The organism is Streptomyces sp. NPDC014864, assembly GCF_043081525.1.
In the GTDB taxonomy this organism is placed as follows: domain Bacteria; phylum Actinomycetota; class Actinomycetes; order Streptomycetales; family Streptomycetaceae; genus Streptomyces.
In genome coordinates this window covers 10846-32606 of the sequence record NZ_JBIBWT010000020.1, presented here as the reverse complement: position 1 = coordinate 32606, position 21761 = coordinate 10846, and the positions used below count along the sequence as shown (strand labels likewise).

Annotated in this window: 22 protein-coding genes; 8 read left to right on the top strand and 14 right to left on the bottom strand. The window is 71.0% G+C overall.

Annotation, left to right across the window (positions count from 1 at the left end):
• Window positions 1-259 precede the first annotated feature (259 nt).
• From dapD to ACF1A5_RS28850, 11 genes are all read right to left on the bottom strand, one after another.
• The gene (gene dapD, locus ACF1A5_RS28900; RefSeq protein WP_392195817.1) at window positions 260-1249 is read right to left on the bottom strand and encodes a 2,3,4,5-tetrahydropyridine-2,6-dicarboxylate N-succinyltransferase; all 990 of its coding nucleotides are present in this window, start codon (window positions 1247-1249) and stop codon (window positions 260-262) included.
• Between the two features lie 53 nt (window positions 1250-1302).
• Window positions 1303-1881, bottom strand: coding sequence for a TetR/AcrR family transcriptional regulator (locus ACF1A5_RS28895; RefSeq protein WP_392195816.1), 579 nt, complete (start codon window positions 1879-1881; stop codon window positions 1303-1305).
• Window positions 1881-2201 carry a multidrug efflux SMR transporter gene (locus tag ACF1A5_RS28890; RefSeq protein WP_356186830.1) on the bottom strand — a complete coding sequence of 107 codons (321 nt, stop codon included), beginning with the start codon at window positions 2199-2201 and terminating at the stop codon, window positions 1881-1883. The genes ACF1A5_RS28895 and ACF1A5_RS28890 overlap by 1 nt, the downstream gene beginning before the upstream one ends.
• A 149-nt stretch (window positions 2202-2350) precedes the next feature.
• The gene (locus ACF1A5_RS28885; RefSeq protein ID WP_392195815.1) at window positions 2351-2683 is read right to left on the bottom strand and encodes a metal-sulfur cluster assembly factor; all 333 of its coding nucleotides are present in this window, start codon (window positions 2681-2683) and stop codon (window positions 2351-2353) included.
• Window positions 2680-3147: a Fe-S cluster assembly sulfur transfer protein SufU gene (gene sufU, locus ACF1A5_RS28880; protein ID WP_392195814.1), complete on the bottom strand. Its 468-nt coding sequence runs from the start codon at window positions 3145-3147 to the stop codon at window positions 2680-2682. Before sufU ends, ACF1A5_RS28885 begins: the two co-directional genes overlap by 4 nt.
• Before the next feature lie 18 nt (window positions 3148-3165).
• On the bottom strand, window positions 3166-4422 hold the full coding sequence (locus ACF1A5_RS28875; RefSeq protein ID WP_392195813.1) for a cysteine desulfurase: 1257 nt from the start codon (window positions 4420-4422) through the stop codon (window positions 3166-3168).
• Complete coding sequence (gene sufC, locus ACF1A5_RS28870) at window positions 4419-5183, bottom strand: Fe-S cluster assembly ATPase SufC (protein ID WP_356186842.1); 765 nt, start codon at window positions 5181-5183, stop codon at window positions 4419-4421. Before sufC ends, ACF1A5_RS28875 begins: the two co-directional genes overlap by 4 nt.
• 7 nt (window positions 5184-5190) lie before the next feature.
• A complete protein-coding gene (locus ACF1A5_RS28865) occupies window positions 5191-5514 on the bottom strand; it encodes a bifunctional 3-phenylpropionate/cinnamic acid dioxygenase ferredoxin subunit (RefSeq protein WP_392195812.1) in 324 nt (107 codons plus the stop codon).
• Complete coding sequence (gene sufD, locus ACF1A5_RS28860) at window positions 5511-6695, bottom strand: Fe-S cluster assembly protein SufD (RefSeq protein WP_392195811.1); 1185 nt, start codon at window positions 6693-6695, stop codon at window positions 5511-5513. Before sufD ends, ACF1A5_RS28865 begins: the two co-directional genes overlap by 4 nt.
• 80 nt (window positions 6696-6775) lie before the next feature.
• Entirely contained in the window at window positions 6776-8197 is a 1422-nt protein-coding gene (gene sufB / locus ACF1A5_RS28855) for a Fe-S cluster assembly protein SufB (RefSeq protein WP_392195810.1), read from the bottom strand.
• Window positions 8194-8940: a helix-turn-helix transcriptional regulator gene (locus tag ACF1A5_RS28850; RefSeq protein ID WP_392195809.1), complete on the bottom strand. Its 747-nt coding sequence runs from the start codon at window positions 8938-8940 to the stop codon at window positions 8194-8196. Before ACF1A5_RS28850 ends, sufB begins: the two co-directional genes overlap by 4 nt.
• A 191-nt stretch (window positions 8941-9131) precedes the next feature.
• Between ACF1A5_RS28850 and ACF1A5_RS28845 the strand changes: the two genes are divergently transcribed.
• Genes ACF1A5_RS28845 through ACF1A5_RS28835 form a run of 3 tightly spaced genes read left to right on the top strand, consistent with a single transcriptional unit; the run spans window position 9132 to window position 11894 of the window.
• The gene (locus ACF1A5_RS28845; RefSeq protein WP_392195808.1) at window positions 9132-10058 is read left to right on the top strand and encodes an ABC transporter ATP-binding protein; all 927 of its coding nucleotides are present in this window, start codon (window positions 9132-9134) and stop codon (window positions 10056-10058) included.
• A 53-nt stretch (window positions 10059-10111) separates the two neighbouring features.
• Complete coding sequence (locus ACF1A5_RS28840; RefSeq protein WP_392195887.1) at window positions 10112-10828, top strand: ABC transporter permease; 717 nt, start codon at window positions 10112-10114, stop codon at window positions 10826-10828.
• A gap of 55 nt (window positions 10829-10883) precedes the next feature.
• Window positions 10884-11894, top strand: coding sequence for a heme A synthase (locus ACF1A5_RS28835; RefSeq protein ID WP_392195807.1), 1011 nt, complete (start codon window positions 10884-10886; stop codon window positions 11892-11894).
• Window positions 11895-11924: 30 nt separating this feature from the next.
• Here ACF1A5_RS28835 and ACF1A5_RS28830 read toward each other — a convergent pair whose 3' ends face one another.
• From ACF1A5_RS28830 to ACF1A5_RS28820, 3 genes are all read right to left on the bottom strand, one after another.
• Window positions 11925-13031 (bottom strand): amidohydrolase family protein, encoded by a 1107-nt coding sequence (locus ACF1A5_RS28830; RefSeq protein WP_392195806.1) that lies wholly within the window; start codon window positions 13029-13031, stop codon window positions 11925-11927.
• A 103-nt stretch (window positions 13032-13134) separates the two neighbouring features.
• A complete protein-coding gene (locus ACF1A5_RS28825; RefSeq protein ID WP_392195805.1) occupies window positions 13135-13491 on the bottom strand; it encodes a hypothetical protein in 357 nt (118 codons plus the stop codon).
• A gap of 175 nt (window positions 13492-13666) precedes the next feature.
• Entirely contained in the window at window positions 13667-14635 is a 969-nt protein-coding gene (locus tag ACF1A5_RS28820; protein ID WP_392195804.1) for a heme o synthase, read from the bottom strand.
• A 393-nt stretch (window positions 14636-15028) separates the two neighbouring features.
• Here ACF1A5_RS28820 and tkt point away from each other — a divergent pair, with 393 nt between their 5' ends.
• The 5 genes from tkt to pgl are packed head-to-tail and all read left to right on the top strand — an operon-like array spanning window position 15029 to window position 21632.
• Window positions 15029-17116 (top strand): transketolase, encoded by a 2088-nt coding sequence (tkt, locus tag ACF1A5_RS28815; RefSeq protein WP_392195803.1) that lies wholly within the window; start codon window positions 15029-15031, stop codon window positions 17114-17116.
• 35 nt (window positions 17117-17151) lie between these two features.
• Window positions 17152-18270 carry a transaldolase gene (gene tal, locus ACF1A5_RS28810; RefSeq protein ID WP_392195802.1) on the top strand — a complete coding sequence of 373 codons (1119 nt, stop codon included), beginning with the start codon at window positions 17152-17154 and terminating at the stop codon, window positions 18268-18270.
• Between the two features lie 4 nt (window positions 18271-18274).
• Window positions 18275-19813 (top strand): glucose-6-phosphate dehydrogenase, encoded by a 1539-nt coding sequence (zwf, locus tag ACF1A5_RS28805; RefSeq protein ID WP_392195801.1) that lies wholly within the window; start codon window positions 18275-18277, stop codon window positions 19811-19813.
• Complete coding sequence (gene opcA, locus ACF1A5_RS28800; protein WP_392195800.1) at window positions 19810-20853, top strand: glucose-6-phosphate dehydrogenase assembly protein OpcA; 1044 nt, start codon at window positions 19810-19812, stop codon at window positions 20851-20853. Before zwf ends, opcA begins: the two co-directional genes overlap by 4 nt.
• Complete coding sequence (pgl, locus tag ACF1A5_RS28795; RefSeq protein ID WP_392195799.1) at window positions 20850-21632, top strand: 6-phosphogluconolactonase; 783 nt, start codon at window positions 20850-20852, stop codon at window positions 21630-21632. Before opcA ends, pgl begins: the two co-directional genes overlap by 4 nt.
• Window positions 21633-21761 lie beyond the last annotated feature (129 nt).

The window sequence follows — 21761 nt, the reverse complement described above, 5'->3', positions numbered from 1 at the left end:
GGACGAGGCCCTGCCGCTCGACGGCGCACAGGAGCCCGCCTCGGGTATGCCCGCGGCGCGACCCAAGGCAGGTCAGCTCGACGAATGACGGTGGCCGCGGCAACCGGCCGCGAGCCGTCACACACATGAGCGCCCTCCCGGGCCGTCCTCGGTCCGCGAAAGGGCGCTCAGTGGTGACCAGCGTCCACAGCTGCCGACGGCTCAGGAGCAGGTCGGAGCGTTGATCGATCAGGCGGCCGCTGGTCACGGCCGCCGACGGTCAGTTGTGGCTGTGCAGGATCTCGTTCAGGCCGCCCCAGACCGCGTTGTTCGGGCGGGCCTCGACCGTGCCGGTGACCGAGTTGCGGCGGAAGAGGATGTTGGAGGCGCCGGAGAGCTCGCGGGCCTTGACGATCTGGCCGTCGGGCATGGTGACGCGGGTGCCCGCGGTGATGTAGAGGCCGGCCTCGACGACGCACTCGTCGCCGAGCGCGATGCCGACGCCCGCCTCGGCGCCGATCAGGCAGCGCTCGCCGATGGAGATGATGACGTTGCCGCCGCCGGAGAGGGTGCCCATGGTGGAGGCGCCGCCGCCGATGTCCGAGCCGTCACCGATGACGACACCGGCGGAGATGCGGCCCTCGACCATCGACGTGCCGAGCGTGCCCGCGTTGAAGTTCACGAAGCCCTCGTGCATGACCGTGGTGCCTTCGGCGAGGTGCGCGCCGAGGCGGACGCGGTCGGCGTCGGCGATGCGGACGCCCTTGGGGGCGACGTAGTCCGTCATGCGCGGGAACTTGTCGACGGACGTCACCTGGAGGTGCAGGCCCTCGGCGCGGGCGTTGAGCCGCACCTTCTCCAGGTCGTCGACGGCAACCGGGCCGAGCGAGGTCCAGGCGACGTTGGCGAGGTGGCCGAAGACGCCGTCCAGGCTCTGGCCGTGCGGCTTGACCAGGCGGTGGGAGAGCAGGTGCAGGCGCAGGTAGACGTCGTGGGCGTCGGTCGGCTTCTCGTCCAGTGAGGCGATGACCGTGCGGACCGCGACCACCTCGACGCCCCGGCGGGCGTCCGGGCCGATCGCCGCGGTCGCGCCGCCGCCCAGCAACTCCGCCGCCCGCTCGGCGGTCAGCCGCTCGGTGCCGGCGGGGCCCGGCTGCTCGACCAGCTCGGGAGCGGGGAACCAGGTGTCGAGAACGGTGCCGTCGGAGGCGATCGTGGCAAGGCCGGCGGCCACGGCGCCGGTGGTGCGAGGAGCAGTCGTGTCGGTCATGAGGGCAACCTAACCGGCCCGGGCCCGTGGAGGCGAACCCGTCCGGCACCGTCTCAGGTGACGGGCGGGCCGCCCCCCGGCCGGTCACGGGAGCCGGGCGGGACGATCCGGGCGAGCACCTCGCGCGCGTACCGTTCGTCGTACGCCGCGCCGGTCAGCAGCACCTGCAGACAGATGCCGTCCATCAGCGCCACCAGCGCCCTGGCCGTCACCGGGTCGGTGCGGCGGGCGAGGAGGGACGCCAGGCCGTCGGCCCACTCGGCGGCCACGGGACGCAGCGCGGGGCGGCGCAGGGCGGCGAGGTAGAGCTCGTACTCCAGCTCGACACCGGTCCGGTCGCCCGCGAGCCACTCGCCCATCAGGGCCGCCAGTTCCCCGGCCAGGTCCTTCCGCGGGTCCTCCAGGCCGCCGCGTGCGGCGATCGCCTGGGCGAAGCCCTCGTTGGCCTGCCGCAGCGCGGCGACCAGCAGCTCGTCGAGGGTGCGGAAGTGGTACGTCGTGGAGCCGAGCGGCACATCGGCCTCCGCGGCTGCGGAGCGGTGACTCAGGCCGGCGATGCCCTTGGCGCCGACCACCCGGATCGCCGCGTCGATGATCCGCTGCCGCCGCTCGGGGTCGTGTCGCCGGGCCATCAGTGGGCCCCGCCCAGGTTCAGCACCACCACTCCGCCGATGATCAGCACGATCCCGGCGACCTTGGCGGTGCTCAGCCCCTCGCCGAACAGCACCAGCCCGAGCGCCGCGACGGTCGCGGTGCCGACCCCCGACCAGATGGCGTAGGCCGTGCCGATGGACAGGGATTCGAGGGTCCGGGCGAGCAGCAGGAAGGACACCACGTACCCGAGGACGGTCACCAGCGAGGGTCCGAGCCTGCTGAAGCCGTCGCTGTACTTCATCGCGGTGGTGGCGGCGACTTCGGCGGCGATGGCTCCGGCGAGCATCACGTATCCCATACGGGAAGCGTAACGCTCGATGTGTACGTCCGTACACATCGAGGGCGCACAGCGGTACCGGGCAGGAAGAGGTGCCGTGCAGGGAGAACGAGAGCGGCGACGCCCTTGGGCGTCGCCGCTCTGGCCGGCCGCGAACGGGCCAGGGGAACTCAGACGTTGAAGCCGAGCGCGCGCAGCTGCTCGCGCCCGTCGTCCGTGATCTTGTCGGGACCCCACGGCGGCATCCAGACCCAGTTGATGCGCAGCTCGTTCACGAGGCCGTCCGTGGCGGACTTGGCCTGGTCCTCGATGACGTCCGTCAGCGGGCACGCCGCCGACGTCAGGGTCATGTCGACGGTGGCGATGTTGGCCTCGTCGACGTGGATGCCGTAGATCAGGCCGAGGTTGACGACGTCGATGCCCAGTTCGGGGTCGACGACGTCCATCAGGGCCTCACGGAGCTCCTCCTCCGAGGCCGGCTTCATCTCCGCGGTCTCGCTCATGCCGTCTTCCTTTCGGCGTCGGCTCCGTCCAGCGCCTGGGCCGTCGCGTCCTTCCACGCCATCCAGCTCAGGAGGGCGCACTTCACTCGTGCGGGGTACTTGGAGACACCGGCGAACGCGACGGCGTCCTCCAGGACCTCCTCCATCGCGTCGTCCGGCTCGATCCGGCCCTTGGACTGCATCAGCTCCAGGAAGGTCTCCTGGATCTTCTGCGCCTGGCCCAGCTCCTTGCCGACGAGCAGCTCGTTCAGCACGGAGGCCGAGGCCTGGCTGATGGAGCAGCCCTGGCCCTCGTACGAGACGTCCACGATGGTGGTGCCGTCGTACTTCACGCGGAGCGTGATCTCGTCGCCGCAGGTCGGGTTGACGTGGTGCACCTCGGCGTCGCCATCCCGCAAGCCCCGCCCGTGCGGGTTCTTGTAGTGGTCCAGGATGACTTCCTGGTACATCGAGTCCAGCTTCACGGTCTCAGCTCACGCCCCTCAGCCGAAGAAGTTCCGTACGTGCTCCAGGCCGTCGACCAGTGCGTCGATCTCGGCCGGCGTGGAGTACAGATAGAACGACGCTCGCGTGGTCGCAGGAATTCCGTACCGCAGGCAGACGGGCCGCGCGCAGTGGTGGCCCACGCGCACCGCGATGCCCTGCTCGTCGAGGACCTGGCCCACGTCGTGCGGGTGGATGTCACCGAGGGTGAAGGAGATCGCGGCGCCCCGGTCCTCGGCCGTGGTCGGGCCGATGATCCTCAGGTCGGGCACCTCGGCCAGCCGCTGTACCGCGTACCCGGTGAGGGCGTGCTCGTGGGCGAGGATCTTGTCCATCCCGATCGAGTTCAGGTAGTCGATCGCCGCGCCGAGGCCGACCGCCTGGGCGATCGGGGGCGTGCCCGCCTCGAACTTGTGCGGGGCGGGAGCGTACGTCGACGAGTGCATCGACACCGTCTCGATCATCTCGCCGCCGCCGAGGAACGGAGGCAGGTCCTCGAGGAGCTCCTGGCGGCCCCAGAGCACGCCGATGCCGGTCGGGCCGCACATCTTGTGGCCGGTGAAGGCCACGAAGTCGGCCTGCAGGGCCTGCACGTCCAGCGGCATGTGCGGGGCGGCCTGCGAGGCGTCGACGCAGACCAGGGCGCCGACCTCCTGCGCCCGGCGGACTATCGCCTCGACCGGGTTCAGGGTGCCGAGGATGTTGGACACCAGCACGAAGGAGACGATCTTCGTCTTCTCCGTGATGACCTCGTCGATGTTGGAGAGGTCGAGGCGGCCGTCGTCGGTCAGCCCGAACCACTTCAGCTTCGCGCCCGTGCGCTGCGCGAGCAGCTGCCACGGGACGATGTTGGAGTGGTGCTCCATCTCCGTGATGACGATCTCGGTCTCGTGGTCCACCCGGTAGGGCTCGTCGGCCCAGCCGAGCATGTTCGCCACGAGGTTGAGCGACTCGGAGGCGTTCTTGGTGAAGATCACCTCGTCGCGGCTCGGCGCGTTGACGAACGCGGCGACCTTGTCGCGCGCTCCCTCGTACAGCGCCGTGGCCTCCTCGGCGAGCACATGCACACCGCGGTGGACGTTGGCGTTGTAGCGCTCGTAGTACTCGCTCACGGCGTCCAGCACCTGGCGCGGCTTCTGCGAGGTCGCCGCGTTGTCCAGGTACACGAGCTTCCGCCCGTCGTGGACCACGCGGTCCAGGATGGGGAAGTCCTTGCGGATCGCCTCGGTGTCGAGAAGGCCCGGCAGCTGTGTCACTCGGATGCCCCACCCTTCACGTAGGCCTCGTAGCCCTCGTTCTCCAGCTTGTCGGCGAGCTCGGCACCGCCGGACTCGACGATGCGGCCGCCGGAGAAGACGTGGACGTAGTCCGGCTTGATGTAGCGCAGGATGCGCGTGTAATGCGTGATCAGCAGGGTGCCGACCTCGCCGGACTCGCGGACGCGGTTGACGCCCTCGGACACCACGCGCAGCGCGTCGACGTCCAGACCGGAGTCGGTCTCGTCGAGGATCGCGACCTTCGGCTTGAGCAGTTCCAGCTGGAGGATCTCGTGGCGCTTCTTCTCACCGCCGGAGAAGCCCTCGTTGACGTTGCGCTCGGCGAAGGAGGGGTCCATGTGGAGACGCTCCATGGCCTCCTTGACCTCCTTGACCCAGGTGCGCAGCTTGGGGGCCTCGCCGCGGACGGCCGTGGCGGAGGTGCGCAGGAAGTTGGAGACCGAGACGCCGGGGACCTCGACCGGGTACTGCATGGCCAGGAACAGGCCGGCGCGGGCGCGCTCGTCGACGGACATCTCCAGGACGTCCTCGCCGTCGAGGGTGACGGTGCCGCTGGTGATCGTGTACTTCGGGTGGCCCGCGAGGGAGTAGGCGAGGGTCGACTTGCCCGAGCCGTTGGGGCCCATGATGGCGTGCGTCTCGCCCTGCTTCACGGTGAGGTCGACGCCCTTGAGGATCTCCTTCGTGGCGTTGTCTGCCTCGACGGTGACGTGCAGGTCTCGGATTTCAAGCGTTGCCATGGGTGCCTCAGGACTCCTGGGTGAGGGAGACGAGCACGTCGTCCCCTTCGATCTTTACGGGGTATACGGGGACGGGGCGCGTCGCGGGAAGGCCGGACGGCTTGCCGGTGCGAAGGTCGAAGCTGGAGCCGTGCAGCCAGCACTCGATCTGGCAGTCCTCCACCTCGCCCTCGGAGAGCGAGACGTTCGCGTGCGAGCAGATGTCGTGGATCGCGAACACCTCGCCCTCGGTCTTGACGACCGAGATGGGGGTGCCGTCGAGTTCCACCCGCTTCGGGGTGCCGTCCTCAAGCTCGCTCAGCGCACAGGCGCGGACGAAGGCGGCGCTCATGCGACCGATGCCTCCAGCTCTTCCTCGATCTTGGCGAGCAGGCGCTCCTCGATGTCCTCGAGGCCGATCTGCTGGACCAGCTCGGCGAAGAAGCCGCGGACCACCAGGCGGCGGGCCTCGTACTCCGGGATGCCGCGGGCCATCAGGTAGAAGAGCTGCTCGTCGTCGAAGCGGCCGGTGGCCGAGGCGTGACCGGCGCCGACGATCTCGCCGGTCTCGATCTCCAGGTTCGGCACCGAGTCGACCCGCGCGCCGTCCGTGAGGACGAGGTTGCGGTTCATCTCGTAGGTGTCGGTGCCCTCGGCCTTCGCCTCGATGAGCACGTCGCCGATCCACACCGCGTGGGCGCTTTCGCCCTGGAGCGCGCCCTTGTAGACGACGTTGGACTTGCAGTGCGGGGTGTTGTGGTCGACCAGGAGGCGGTGCTCCTGGTGCTGACCCCGGTCGGTGAAGTACAGGCCGAACAGCTCGGCCTCGCCGCCGCTGCCGGCGTACGTCACGCGCGGGTGCAGCCGGACCACGTCGCCGCCGAAGGTGACGACCACGGACTTGAAGGAGGCGTCCCGGCCGACGAGGGCGTTGTGCTGGGCCACGTGCACGGCCTTGTCGTCCCAGTCCTGCACCGAGACGACGGTCAGCTTGGCGCCGTCTCCGAGGAGGTAGTCGACGTTGGCGGCGAGCACCGCGTCACCGGTGTGGTCGATGACGACGACGGCCTCGGCGAAGGCGCCGAGCTCGACGATCTGGTGGCCGAAGGCCGTGCCGCCCTGCCCGTGCACCGCGATGCGGATCGGCTCGGTGAGGACGGTCTCCTTCGGCACGGTCACGACCGAGGCCCTCTCGAAGGCGGAGTACGCCTGCGCGGCGACACGGTCCACCGGGGTGCCCGCCCTGCCGAGCCGGGCGTCGTCGCGGCCGACGGTCTCGACGGTGACACCCTCGGGGGCCTGCACCTCGACCTTCACGCCCTCGTCGGTGGCGGCCGCGGTGCCGTCGTGCAGGCCGCGCAGCCGCTCCAGCGGGGTGAAGCGCCACTCCTCCTCACGGCCGTGCGGGACCGGGAAGTCCGCCACGTCGAAGGAGGGCGGGGCACTCATGCGCGTGGCGACGGTCGACTCGGCGGCGACCGCGATCGAGCCGGCGGTGGTCGAACCCACCGGGATGTTCTGAGCCTCAGCCATGGCTGTCGTAATGCTCGCTTTCTTGCGGTAAGTGGCTTGACGGGGACGGCGGGCCGGCGGGTGCCGGCCCGGGCCGGTGACTAACCGACCGCGCCCTCCATCTGCAGCTCGATCAGCCGGTTGAGCTCCAGCGCGTACTCCATGGGCAGCTCCTTGGCGATCGGCTCGACGAAGCCGCGCACGATCATCGCCATCGCCTCGTCCTCGGACAGACCGCGGCTCATCAGGTAGAAGAGCTGGTCCTCGGAGACCTTGGAGACGGTGGCCTCGTGGCCCATGGACACGTCGTCCTCGCGGACGTCCACGTACGGGTACGTGTCCGAGCGGGAGATGGTGTCGACCAGCAGCGCGTCGCACAGCACGTTCGACTTGGCGCCCGGGGCGCCCTCGCCGATCTCGATCAGACCACGGTAGGAGGTACGGCCGCCACCGCGCGCCACCGACTTGGAGACGATGTTGGACGAGGTGTTCGGGGCCATGTGGACCATCTTGGCGCCCGCGTCCTGGTGCTGGCCCTCGCCCGCGAAGGCGATGGACAGGGTCTCGCCCTTGGCGTGCTCGCCCATCAGGTAGACGGCGGGGTACTTCATCGTCACCTTGGAGCCGATGTTGCCGTCGACCCACTCCATGGTCGCGCCCTCGTAGGCCACGGCGCGCTTGGTGACCAGGTTGTACACGTTGTTCGACCAGTTCTGGATGGTCGTGTAGCGGCAGCGGGCGTTCTTCTTGACGATGATCTCGACGACCGCGGAGTGCAGCGAGTCCGACTTGTAGATCGGGGCGGTGCAGCCCTCGACGTAGTGCACGTAGGCACCCTCGTCGACGATGATCAGGGTCCGCTCGAACTGGCCCATGTTCTCCGTGTTGATGCGGAAGTAGGCCTGGAGCGGGATCTCGACGTGCACGCCCTTCGGCACGTAGATGAAGGAGCCGCCGGACCACACGGCGGTGTTCAGCGCGGCGAACTTGTTGTCGCCGGCCGGGATGACGGTGCCGAAGTACTCCTTGAAGAGCTCCGGGTGCTCCTTCAGCGCGGTGTCGGTGTCCAGGAAGATGACGCCCTGCTCCTCCAGGTCCTCGCGGATCTGGTGGTAGACGACCTCCGACTCGTACTGGGCCGCGACACCGGCGACGAGGCGCTGCTTCTCCGCCTCGGGGATGCCGAGCTTGTCGTACGTGTTCTTGATGTCCTCGGGCAGGTCCTCCCAGGACTCCGCCTGCTTCTCCGTGGAGCGCACGAAGTACTTGATGTTGTCGAAGTCGATCCCCGACAGGTCCGAGCCCCAGTTCGGCATGGGCTTCTTCTCGAAGAGCTTCAGGCCCTTCAGACGCAGCTTGGTCATCCACTCCGGCTCGGACTTCTTGCCCGAGATGTCGCGGACGACCTCCTCGTTCAGGCCGCGCCTGGCGGAGGCGCCGGCCGTGTCGGAGTCGGCCCAGCCGTATTCGTACTTGCCCAGGCCCTCGAGTTCGGGGTGAGCAGTCTCCGTGGGGAGAGTCATGCGGGGTTCCTCCCGGCCGTGCTTGCGGATGCGTCGTGTGATGCGTCGTCGGAAATCTTGGGGATGAACGTCGTGCAGACGCCGTCGCCGTGGGCGATGGTGGCCAGTCGCTGGACGTGCGTTCCGAGCAGCTCGGCGAAGATCTCCGTCTCCGCCTCGCACAGCTGGGGGAACTGTTCCGCGACGTGGGCCACCGGGCAGTGGTGCTGGCAGAGCTGCTCGCCGACCGGTGCGCTGCGCGCCGTAGCAGCGTAGCCGTCCGCGCTCAGCGCCTTCGCCAGCGCCTCGGCGCGCTGGTCGGGGGCGACGCTCTCGATCGCCCTGCGGTAGGCGCCGGCCTGGGCGGCGATCCGGGCCCGGGCGAAGGCGGCGACCGCCTCCTGCCCGCCCTCGCGCTCGGCGATCCAGCGCAGCGCGTCCGCGGCCAGCTTGTCGTACGACTGGTCGAAGGCGTCCCGGCCGCAGTCGGTGAGCGCGAACACCTTGGCGGGCCGGCCGCGCGTGCGCGCGCCGTACACGCGCTGCTCGCGCGCCTCCACGACGTCGTCGGCGACCAGCGCGTCCAGGTGCCGCCGTACGGCCGCGGGGGTGAGCCCCAGCCGTCCGGCGAGCTCGGTGACGGTCGACGGGCCGTGGTCCAGGATCGACCGCGCGACGCGGTTGCGCGTCGAGCGCTCACCGGTCGCGAGCTCCTCCTGAGGGGCCCCCGTGGGGGTCTCCCGAGCCTCGCCGACGTTTTTCACAACGCCATTGTTGCGTAATTCCTCGGAGACTGACAAGCGGCGCCCGAACGGCCCGGCGGTGCCCTGCGTCACTTAGGTGAACCTAATCCCACCTGCGGAAACGATCTTTGATCACCCGGCGAAGGCCCCGTAGGAAGGGTTTCCGCACCCGCCCGCCCGGAGCGCCGGGCACCTACCTAGACTCTGGACCCATGCGAAGTGAGCCCGTGGTCCAGGTACAGGGCCTGGTGAAGCGGTACGGCACCAAGACCGCCGTGGACGGCCTCGACCTGGTGGCCCGGCCGGGCGTGACCGCCGTGCTCGGCCCCAACGGTGCGGGCAAGACCACGACGGTCGAGACCTGCGAGGGGTACCGGAAGCCGGACTCCGGCACGGTGCGCGTCCTGGGCCTCGACCCGGTGACGCAGTCGGCGCGGCTGCGCCCCCGCATCGGTGTGATGCTCCAGTCCGGGGGTGTCTACTCCGGCGCCCGCGCGGACGAGATGCTGCGCCACGTCGCCCGGCTGCACGCGCACCCCCTGGACGTGGACGCCCTGATCGACCGGCTCGGGCTCGGCGGCTGCGGGCGGACTGCGTACCGCCGCCTCTCCGGCGGCCAGCAGCAGCGGCTCGCGCTGGCGATGGCCGTGGTGGGCCGCCCGGAGCTGGCGTTCCTGGACGAGCCGACCGCCGGCCTGGACCCGCAGGCCCGCCGGGCAACCTGGGACCTCGTGCGCGACCTGCGCGCCGACGGGGTGTCGGTCATCCTCACCACGCACCACATGGACGAGGCCGAGCAGCTCGCCGACGACGTCGCGATCATCGACGCGGGCCGGGTCATGGCCCAGGGCACCCCCGAGGAGCTGTGCCGCGGCGGCGCCGAGAACACCCTGCGCTTCAGCGGCCGGCCGGGCCTCGACGTGGGCTCGCTGCTCAAGGCGCTGCCCGCCGACTGCAGCGCGGCCGAGCTGACGCCGGGGGGCTACCGGATCGTCGCGGGCAAGGTGGACCCGCAGCTGCTCGCCACGGTCACGTCGTGGTGCGCGCAGCACGGGGTGATGCCGGACCGCATCTCGGTCGAGCGGCACACACTCGAAGACGTCTTCCTCGAACTGACGGGCAAGGAGCTGCGCTCGTGACCACCGCCACCGGCACCTACACCCCCAAGCCCGGGCCGGCCCCGCTCCCCCGCATGATCGCGGCGCAGGCGGTGCTGGAGACCCGCATGATGCTGCGCAACGGCGAGCAGCTGCTGCTGACCGTGGTGATCCCGACGCTCCTCCTGGCGCTCTTCAGCTCGGTGGACATCGTGGACACCGGGGCGGGCAGGGCCGTCGACTTCCTCACCCCGGGCGTCCTCGCGCTGGCGGTGATGTCGACGGCTTTCACGGGCCAGGCCATCGCCACCGGCTTCGAGCGCCGGTACGGGGTGCTGAAGCGGCTGGCCTCCTCGCCGCTGCCCCGCTGGGGCCTGATGACGGCCAAGACGGCGTCGGTGCTGGTCACCGAGATCCTGCAGATCGTCCTGCTGACGGTCGTCGCCCTCGCACTGGGCTGGTCCCCGCACGGCGACCCGCTCGCCGTTCTCCTGCTGCTGGTCCTCGGCACGGCGGCCTTCTCGGGCCTCGGCCTGCTGATGGCCGGCACCCTCAAGGCCGAGGCCACACTGGCCGCCGCCAACCTGGTCTTCCTGCTGCTGCTCGTCGGCGGCGGGGTGATCGTCCCGCTGGACAAGTTCCCTTCCGGTGTCCAGGAGGTACTGGGGCTGCTGCCCATCTCCGCGCTGTCGGACGGGCTGCGGGCGGTGCTGCAGCACGGCGCCGCGACACCCTGGGGCGATCTCGGTGTCCTCGCGGGGTGGGCGGTCGTGGGGCTGGCGGCGGCCGGGAAGTTCTTCCGCTGGGAGTAGGGACGCACGTCCTCCGCCGGACCCTCGTGAAAGCGTGCACAAGCGGCCGCCTACGATGGGACGCGTGCCAAAGCTGACCCGCGCCGACGCCGTAGCGGCCGTGCGCAACCCGCTCGCCTTCGTCGCCGCCCGCTGGACCCCGCGTCCCAGGACCGTCCAGCGCGCGGCCCTCGCCGCGCTCGTCATGGCGGTCGTCATCGTCGTCACCGGCGGTGCGGTGCGCCTGACCGGCTCCGGTCTGGGCTGCCCGACCTGGCCCACCTGTACCGAGGACTCGCTGACCACGACCCGGGCGATGGGCCTGCACGGCGTGATCGAGTTCGGCAACCGCATGCTGACGTACGTGCTGTGCGCGGCCGTCGGCTGGGCGATCGTCGCGGCGCGCGCGCAGAAGCCCTGGCGGCGGGGCCTCACCCGGCTGGGGTGGGCGCAGTTCTGGGTCGTCATGGGCAACGCGGTGCTCGGCGGCATCGTGGTGCTCGTCGGCCTGAACCCGTACACGGTCGCGGCGCACTTCCTGCTCTCCACGGCGCTCATCACGGTCGCCACGGTGATGTGGCAGCGCACCCGCGAGGGTGACACGGCGCCGCGCCCGCTGGCCGGCACGGCGGTGCGGCAGCTGGTGTGGTTCCTGGTGGCCGCGAGCGCGCTGCTGATCGCGGTCGGCACGGTGGTGACCGGCGCGGGGCCGCACGCGGGCGACTCCAAGGAGGTCGCGCGCATCCCGCTGGACTGGGAGACGGTCACCAAGCTGCACGCCGTGCTGGCCTGGATCGTGGTGACACTGACGTTCGCCCTGTGGTTCGTGCTGAAGGCGGTCGAGGCGCCCACCGGCCCGCTGCACCGCACCCGTGACCTGTTCCTGGTCCTGCTCGGGCAGGGCGTCATCGGCTACGTGCAGTACTTCACGCATCTGCCCGAGGTGCTGGTCGGCCTGCACATGCTGGGTTCCTGCCTGGTGTGGATCGGGGTGCTCCGCGTGCTGCTGGCGCTGCGCGAGCGGCCCGGGGCGACGGCGGACCTGCCGGGCCCGTCGGCCGGGGCCACGCTGACGAAGGCGTCGTAGCACCGCGGGCAGGTAGCACCGGCGGGCAGGTCATTCCAGGCCGTACAGCCGCCGCGCGTTCCCCGCGGCGATCAGGCCCGCCACCCGCTGGGCGTCGGCCCGCGACCAGGCGCCCTCGGCGACCCAGGCGCCGAGCACCCCGCCGAGCGCCTCGCGGAACACCTGCGCCCCCACGACGTGCAGCTCGGGCAGGCCGTGCGCCCCGCTGGAGAAGAGGATCTTGCCGAAGGGGGCCAGCTCCAGGATCTCGGCGAGGACCGCCGCCGCCCGGGCCCCGGTGCGCACCAGGGCGGCGCCCGAGTCGGCATACACGTGGGGGAAGACGCCCGCGAGGTGGGCGGCGTGCCGGTGGTGCGGACAGCCGTGCAGCAGCACGATGTCCGTGCCCAGGCCCGCGGTCGCCCGTACGAAGTCGGTGAGCAGCGCCGGCCCCGTGGGGCCGGTGCGCGGGCCGGGTTCGCCGAGCCCCGCGTGCAGTTGCAGCGGGATGCCCGCGGCGACGGCGATCCACAGCAGGTGCCTCAGCAGCACCGGGTCGCCGAGCTCTTCGCCGACCCGGCGCCCGGCCAGCCAGCGGCTCGCAGCCCCCCGCACCTCCCCCGGCCCCGGCGGCTCGGGGGCGAGGGCCAGGCCGTGCCGCGCGCCCGCGACGGAGGTGAAGGCGACGGCGTGCGCGGCGGCGCCGTGCACGGACTCGGCGAGGTTGGCGAGAAAGGACTCGACGGTGCCGGAGGTGTCGGCGACCTGCTCGGCGAGGAGTTCCAGGCGCACGATCTCGCGGGCCTCGGCGGCACCCGCGGAGGCCATCTCGGCGGGGCCGGTGAGGTCGCCGGGGAGGCCGGTGTCGACCAGGTAGGTGGTGATGCCGCTGCCGCGCAGGAGTCTGCGGCCGGTCTCCAGGACGCCCAGCTCGCGGCGCCGGGCCAGGTAGCGGGCGGGCGGGCAGTGCGGTTCGAGGCCGAGCAGCGGGGGGCACCAGCGGCGCACGGCGAAGCCGGTCTGGGTGTCGAAGAGGGTGGTGCCCGGCGCGGGCGGGCCCTCGGTCCGGGCGAGCCGGGCCTCGAAGGTGCCGAGGCCCAGCTCCGTCCTCAGTACGCCGTGGCAGTACTGGTCCACCAGGGACGGCGTTTCGATCATCCGGGCTCTCCCGCGACTGGGCCTGGTCCTCTCTCAGGTCCTAACGGGTGAACCGGGTGTCAGGTGTTGCTCCGCCGCGATCCGTAGGAAGATCCGACGACTGTCAGCCGTTGCTCGGACCGCCGACCTGGATGCCCGCCATGCGCGTCCACTCGTACGGGCCCGTCCTCACCTTGGCGGCGAACTCGCCGTCGAACGCCTCGTGGACGGTGATCCCGGCCTTCTCCACCGCCTGCTCGGCGATCGCGCGGCTGGGCGCCACCAGGTCGCCCCAGCCGCCGTCCGCGCCGACGAGCACGATCCGGGCGCCGCGCTCGCCGATGTAGGCCACCTGGCCCTCGGCGCCGCCGTGCGCCGTGGAGAAGGCGCTGATCTGCCGGGCGAGCCTGGTCGCCCGGCGCTCGCCCCTGGCGAGCTGCTTGGGGTCGGTGCCCTCGTCAACCTGCTTGGTGTCTGCCATGGTCAGGATGCTACCGACGGGTAGACGACGCTGCGACAGGCGGGGCGAGTGGCCTTGACCACCCGGGAGGCGCCGTCGCACGACCGGCCGGTCGCGGGTCGCCCGCGACCGCCCGCGCCGCGCCCGGCGGGACGCTCAGCGCAGGGGCGGGACGCTCAGCGCAGGGGCGGGACGCTCAGCGCAGGAAGGGATCCACCGCCACCGCCACGAACAGCAGCGACACATAGGTGATGGACCAGTGGAACAGGCGCATCTCCTTGAGCTTGCCGCCCGTCGCCTCGGCCTTGGCCCGGTTCTGCAGGGCGTGCGCCTCCCACAGCCACCAGCCGCCCGCCGCCAGGGCGACCGCGGTGTAGAACCAGCCGGTGTAGCCGAGCGGCGTCAGCAGCAGGGAGACGCCGACCATCACCCAGCTGTAGATCACGATCTGCCGCGCGACGACCTTGTTGGAGGCGATGACCGGCAGCATCGGCACGCCCACGCGCGCGTAGTCGTCCTTGACCTTCATGGACAGCGGCCAGTAGTGCGGCGGGGTCCAGAAGAACATGACGAGGAAGAGGATGACGGGCGCCCAGGACATGGAGTTCGTGACCGAGGACCAGCCGATCAGCACCGGCATGCAGCCGGCGATGCCGCCCCAGACGATGTTCTGCGAGGTACGCCGTTTGAGGATCATCGTGTAGACGACGACGTAGAAGAGGAGCGCTCCGAGTGACAGCCACGCCGACAGCCAGTTGACGGTGAGGCCGAACAGCAGCGTGGAGACGACGGCCAGCGCGATGCCGAAGGCGAGGCACTCGCGGGGGCTGACCATGCCGGTCACCAGCGGCCGCTGCGAGGTACGGTCCATCAGGGCGTCGATGTCACGGTCGATGTACATGTTCAGCGCGTTGGCGCCGCCCGCGGACAGATAGCCGCCGACACAGGTGAGCAGCACCAGCGTCAGGTCGGGCACGCCCCGCTGGGCCAGGAACATCACCGGAACGGTGGTGATCAGCAGCAGCTCGATGATCCGCGGCTTGGTCAGCGCCACGAACGCCTTGACACGGGCCCCGAACGGCCGGTGACTCGGGCTCTGGCTCGCACCGAGTACCCCCGCTGGACGGGATTCGACGGCCGTCACGCACACCCCTGACAGAGACATCCCAGCGAGCCCCCACCCTGTGAACCGACGGTGAAGGCTCGCGCGTACCACGCCACTGTAGACGTTGCCCAGACCCGGACATTCGCGGGGGTGGGGTCGTGTTGTCCACGCTGCCCGGAGGCCGGTGTCCCTGCCGGTCGGGCGGTCGTCCGACGGGCGTGCGCGAGCTCGATTGAGCGATCGGATGAGCGGCTGCGTATTCAGTTGCCGAACGCGGTCCGGGCCGGTCGACGGGCGGATGCCCGACAGGCCCGGCAGTCTGTAATGACTCGAAAAAACGCACGTCCCTCCGGGGGTAGGCTCGACAATGGCCGGCCGACGCCGAGAACGCCGGCAGCCGGTGTACGTCCAGTGCACCGGCAACCGACATGTGGAGAGGAGCCCTGACCCAGGGTGAGCACCAAGCCGACCACCACAGACCTCCAGTGGACCGAGCTGGACGACCGCGCGGTCGACACGGCGCGCGTCCTGGCCGCCGACGCCGTACAGAAGGTCGGCAACGGCCATCCCGGTACGGCGATGAGCCTGGCTCCCGCCGCCTACACCCTCTTCCAGAAGGTGATGCGGCACGACCCGGCCGACCCGCAGTGGGTGGGGCGCGACCGCTTCGTGCTGTCCGCCGGCCACTCATCGCTGACCCTCTACACTCAGCTGTACCTGGCCGGTTTCGGCCTCGAGCTGGACGACCTCAAGTCCTTCCGCACCTGGGGCTCCAAGACCCCGGGTCACCCGGAGTACGGGCACACCAAGGGCGTCGAGACCACCACGGGCCCGCTGGGCCAGGGCGTGGCCAACGCGGTGGGCATGGCGATGGCCGCCCGCTACGAGCGCGGCCTGTTCGACCCGGAGGCTCCGCAAGGCGAGTCCCCGTTCGACCACTTCGTCTACTGCATCGCCGGTGACGGCTGCCTCCAGGAGGGCATCTCCGCCGAGGCGTCCTCGCTGGCCGGCCACCAGAAGCTCGGCAATCTGGTCCTGTTCTGGGACGACAACCACATCTCGATCGAGGGCGACACCGAGACGGCCGTGTCGGAGGACACCGCCCTGCGGTACGAGGCCTACGGCTGGCACGTGCAGCGCGTGGCGCCGAAGGAGAACGGCGACCTCGACCCGCAGGCGCTCTTCGCCGCGATCCAGGAGGCCAAGGCGGTCACCGACCGGCCGTCCTTCATCGCGATGCGCTCGATCATCGCCTGGCCCGCCCCGCACGCGCAGAACACCGAGGCCGCGCACGGCTCGGCGCTCGGCGAGGACGAGGTCGCGGCCACCAAGCGGGTCCTCGGCTTCGACCCGGAGAAGCACTTCGAGGTCGCCGACGAGGTGCTCGCGCACACCCGCGAGGCCCTCGACCGCGGCCGCCAGGCCCGGGACGCCTGGGAGAAGTCCCTGCAGGAGTGGCGCGACGGCAACGCCGAGCGCGCCGCGGAGTTCGACCGGATCGCCGGTGCCGAGCTGCCCGCCGGCTGGGACGAGAAGATCCCGGTCTTCGAGGCGGGCAAGAGCGTCGCCACGCGCGCCGCGTCCGGCAAGGTGCTCCAGGCGCTGGGCGAGGTCGTGCCCGAGCTGTGGGGCGGCTCCGCCGACCTGGCCGGCTCGAACAACACCACCATCGACAAGACGTCGTCCTTCCTCCCGGCGGGCAACCCGCTGCCGGAGGCGGACCCCTACGGCCGCACCATCCACTTCGGCATCCGCGAGCACGCGATGGCCGCGGTGATGAACGGCATCACTCTGCACGGCAACACCCGCGTCTACGGCGGTACGTTCCTCGTCTTCTCCGACTACATGCGCAACGCGGTGCGCCTGTCGTCCCTGATGCACCTGCCGGTGACGTACGTGTGGACGCACGACTCCATCGGCCTCGGCGAGGACGGCCCCACCCACCAGCCGGTCGAGCACCTGGCCTCGCTGCGCGCGATCCCGGGCCTCAACATCGTCCGCCCGGCGGACGCGAACGAGACCGCGATCGCCTGGCGCGAGATCATGCGGCGCTGGACGAAGGAGTTCGGCAAGGGCGCCCCGCACGGTCTCGCGCTGACCCGCCAGGGCGTGCCGACCTACGAGCCCAACGACGAGGCCGCGCGCGGCGGGTACGTGCTGTTCGAGGCGGACGGCGGGGAGCCGCAGGTCATTCTCATCGCCACCGGTTCCGAGGTGCATGTGGCCGTCGAGGCGCGTGAGCGGCTCCAGGCCGACGGCGTCCCCACGCGTGTGGTGTCCATGCCGTCCGTGGAGTGGTTCGAGGAGCAGGACCCGGGGTACCGGGAGAGCGTCCTGCCGGCGAACGTCCGGGCCCGCGTCGCGGTCGAGGCGGGGGTCGGGCTCACCTGGCACAAGTACGTGGGGGACGCCGGGCGCATTGTCTCCCTGGAGCACTTCGGTGCCTCCGCCGACGCCAAGGTCCTCTTCCGCGAGTTCGGCTTCACCGCCGAGAACGTGGCCGCCAAGGCCCGGGAATCCCTCGCCGCCGCCCAGCGCTGACGTTCATACACGACACGTAGGAGATGACACATTCCATGACAGACGCACTGAAGCGCCTCTCCGAGGAGCGCGTCGCGATCTGGCTGGACGACCTGTCGCGCAAGCGGATCACGTCCGGCAACCTCGCGGAACTGATCGACCAGCAGCACGTCGTGGGCGTCACCACCAACCCGACGATCTTCCAGAAGGCGATCTCGCAGGGCGACGGCTACGAGCAGCAGCTGTCCGACCTCGCCGCCCGCCGGGTGACCGTCGAAGAGGCGATCCGCATGATCACCACGGCGGACGTCCGGGACGCCGCCGACATCCTGCGGCCCGTCTTCGACGCCACCGGCGGCACGGACGGCCGGGTCTCCATCGAGGTCGACCCGCGGCTGGCGCACAACGCCAAGGCGACCGCGGCCGAGGCCCGCCAGCTCGCCTGGCTGGTCGACCGCCCGAACACCCTGATCAAGATCCCGGCGACCCAGGCGGGCCTGCCGGCGATCACCGAGACGATCAGCAACGGCATCAGCGTCAACGTCACGCTGATCTTCTCGCTGGAGCGCTACCGCAAGGTCATGGACGCCTACCTCACGGGCCTGGAGAAGGCACGCGAGAAGGGGCTGGACCTGTCGAAGATCCACTCGGTGGCGTCCTTCTTCGTGTCCCGCGTGGACACCGAGATCGACCGGCGGATCGACGAGCTGGGCACCCCCGAGGCCAAGGCCCTGCGCGGCAGGGCGGGCGTCGCCAACGCGCGCCTCGCCTACCAGGCCTACGAGGAGGTCTTCGCCTCGGACCGCTGGAGCGCGCTGGAGAACGCGGGCGCGAACAGGCAGCGCCCGCTGTGGGCCTCCACCGGCGTGAAGGACCCGGCGTACAAGGACACCATGTACGTCGAGGAACTGGTCGCGCCGAACACGGTCAACACCATGCCGGAGGCGACGCTGGAGGCGACCGAGGACCACGGGGAGATCCGTGGCGACACCGTCACCGGCACCTACGAGCAGGCCCGCGCCGACATCGACGCGCTCGAGCGGCTCGGCATCGCGTACGACGACGTGGTCCGGGTCCTGGAGGAGGAGGGTGTCGAGAAGTTCGAGGCGTCCTGGAACGACCTGCTGAAGTCGACCGAGGCGGAGCTGGAGCGCCTCGCCCCCGCGGAGGGCTGAGACCTTGGCGCCCCTTCCGGCCACCGGAGCGAACCCGCTCCGTGACCCCGCCGACCGACGGCTCCCGCGCATCGCGGGGCCGTCGGGCCTGGTCATCTTCGGCGTGACGGGCGACCTGTCCCGCAAGAAGCTCATGCCCGCGGTGTACGACCTCGCCAACCGGGGTCTGCTCCCGCCGGGCTTCTCACTCGTCGGCTTCGCCCGCCGCGACTGGGAGCACGAGGACTTCGCGCAGGTCGTGCACGACGCGGTCAAGGAGCACGCGCGCACGCCGTTCCGCGAGGAGGTCTGGCAGCAGCTCATCCAGGGGATGCGCTTCGTCCAGGGCACCTTCGACGACGACGACGCCTTCGAGCGGCTGCGCGGCACGATCGAGGAACTGGACAAGGCGCAGGGCACGGGCGGCAACTTCGCCTTCTACCTCTCCGTTCCGCCGAAGTCCTTCCCCGTCGTCATCCAGCAGCTCAAGAAGCACCAGCTGGCCGACCAGACGAGCGGCTCCTGGCGGCGCGCGGTCATCGAGAAGCCCTTCGGCCACGACCTCGCGTCGGCCGAGGAGCTCAACGCGATCGTGCACGAGGTCTTCGCCCCGGACCAGGTCTTCCGCATCGACCACTACCTGGGCAAGGAGACCGTCCAGAACATCCTGGCGCTGCGGTTCGCCAACACGATGTTCGAGCCGATCTGGAACCGGTCCTTCGTGGACCATGTGCAGATCACCATGGCCGAGGACATCGGCATCGGCGGCCGGGCCGGCTACTACGACGGCATCGGCGCCGCCCGCGACGTCATCCAGAACCACCTCCTCCAGCTGCTCGCACTGACCGCGATGGAGGAGCCCGCCTCCTTCGACGCGGACGCGCTCGCCGCGGAGAAGACGAAGGTGCTCGGCGCGGTGCGACTGCCGAAGGACCTGGGCAGGTCCACGGTGCGCGGGCAGTACGCGGCCGGCTGGCAGGGCGGCGAGAAGGTCATCGGCTACCTCGAGGAAGAGGGCATCGACAAGAAGTCGAAGACCGACACGTACGCCGCGGTGAAGCTGGAGATCGACAACCGCCGCTGGGCGGGTGTCCCCTTCTACCTGCGCACCGGTAAGCGTCTCGGCCGCCGCGTGACGGAGATCGCGGTCGTCTTCCAGCGGGCCCCGCACTCCCCCTTCGACACGACCGCCACCGAGGAGCTCGGCCAGAACGCGATCGTCGTCCGCGTCCAGCCGGACGAGGGCGTCACCGTCCGCTTCGGCTCCAAGGTGCCGGGCACCTCGATGGAGATCCGGGACGTGTCGATGGACTTCGCCTACGGCGAGTCGTTCACCGAGTCCAGCCCGGAGGCGTACGAGCGCCTGATCCTGGACGTCCTGCTCGGCGACTCCAACCTCTTCCCGCGCACGGAGGAGGTCGAACTGTCCTGGAAGATCCTCGACCCGATCGAGGACTACTGGGACGAGAACGGCAGGCCCGCCCAGTACCCGTCCGGGACGTGGGGCCCCGTGGAGGCGGACGAGATGCTCGCACGAGACGGACGGAGCTGGCGCCGGCCATGAAGATAGACCTGACCGACACCACGGCCAGCAAGATCAACAAGGCGCTTGTGCAGGGCCGCCGGGCGATCGGCACCCCGGCCGTCGGCATGGTACTCACCCTCGTCATCGTGACCGACGAGGAGAACGCCTACGACGCGCTGAAGTCGGCCAACGACGCCTCGCACGAGCACCCCTCGCGCACCCTGGTCGTCATCAGGCGCGTCTCGCGCACGCCCCGGGACCGCACCTCCTCGCGTCTGGACGCCGAGGTACGGGTCGGCGCGGACGCGGGCACCGGCGAGACGGTGGTGCTGCGCCTGTACGGCGAGGTGGTGGACCACGCCCAGTCGGTGGTCCTCCCGCTGCTCCTGCCGGACGCCCCGGTCGTCGTCTGGTGGCCGGTGAACGCACCGCTCGACCCGGCGAAGGACCCGCTCGGCGCCCTGGCCCAGCGCCGGGTCACCGACACGTACACCGCCGAGCAGCCGGTACGGGACCTGGCGGCGCGGGCCGAGGCGTACACGCCCGGCGACACTGACCTGGCGTGGACCCGGATCACGCCGTGGCGCTCGATGCTGGCCGCCGCCCTGGACCAGGTCACCTGCGAGGTCAGGGGCGTCGAGGTGGAGGGCGAGGAGTTCAACCCGAGCTGCGAGCTGCTGGCGATGTGGCTCGCGGACCGGCTGGACGTGCCGGTGAAGCGCTCGCTGTCCTCCGGCCCGGGGCTGACCGCGGTCCGGATGGAGACCAGTTGCGGCCCGGTCACCCTGGACCGGGCGGACGGCAGGCTGGCCTCCCTGTCCGTCCAGGGGCAGCCGGACCGTGCGGTGGCCCTGAAGCGGCGGGACACCGCCGAGCTGATCGGGGAGGAACTGCGGCGGCTGGACCCGGACGACACCTACGCCTCGGCGCTGCGCTTCGGCGTGGACCGGCTGAACGGCGCCGGTGCCGACGGTTCCGCGGGCGAGCCGGCCGCGGCGTCCGAGGAGGACGCGGCGAAGGCCTCGGCTCCGCGCGCGGCCGCCAAGAAGGCCCCGGCGAGGAAGGCGGCCGCGAGGTGAGCGCTCCCCAGCTGGTCGTCCACCGGGACAAGGAACTGATGGCGCAGGCCGCCGCGGCCCGGCTGATCACGAGGATCGTCGACGCGCAGACCTCGACGGGGTCGGCGTCCGTGGTCCTCACCGGCGGCCGCAACGGCAACGGCGTGCTGACCGCCCTGGCGGCCGCGCCCGCCCGCGACGCCGTCGACTGGGGCCGGCTGGACCTGTGGTGGGGCGACGAGCGGTTCCTGCCGGAGGGCGATCCGGAGCGCAATGTCACGCAGGCCCGCGAGGCCCTGCTGGACTCCGTGCCGCTGGATCCGAAACGCGTGCACGCCATGCCCGCCTCGGACGGCCCGTACGGAGCGGACGCCGAGGCGGCGGCTGAGGCGTACGCCGAGGAGCTGGCCCGCGCCGCGGGGCCCGGCAACCACGGCGATGTGCCCACCTTCGACGTGCTGATGCTGGGCGTCGGCCCCGACGCGCATGTGGCGTCGCTGTTCCCGGAGCACCCCGCGGTGCGGGAGACGGAACGCACGGTCGTGGGCGTCCACGGCTCCCCCAAGCCCCCGCCCACCCGGGTCTCCCTCACCCTGCCCGCGATCCGCGCGGCCCGCGAGGTGTGGCTGCTGGCGGCGGGCGAGGACAAGGCGAACGCGGTGGCGATGGCGCTGTCCGGCACGGGGGAGATCCAGGCCCCGGCGGCGGGTGCCCGCGGCCGGGCCCGCACCCTGTGGCTCCTGGACACGGCGGCGGCCGCGCAGTTGCCGAGATCGCTGTATCCGCCGGCGTCGGCGTGACACGACGGGGCGGCGCGGGGGGTGGGAAGCCCCCGCCCCCCCCCGGTTTACCCCCGGTGCTCCCATGGAATGTGCATCGGGGGCCCCGGCCGGGGCCACATAACCGACCCCCCCCACACCCCCCGCACG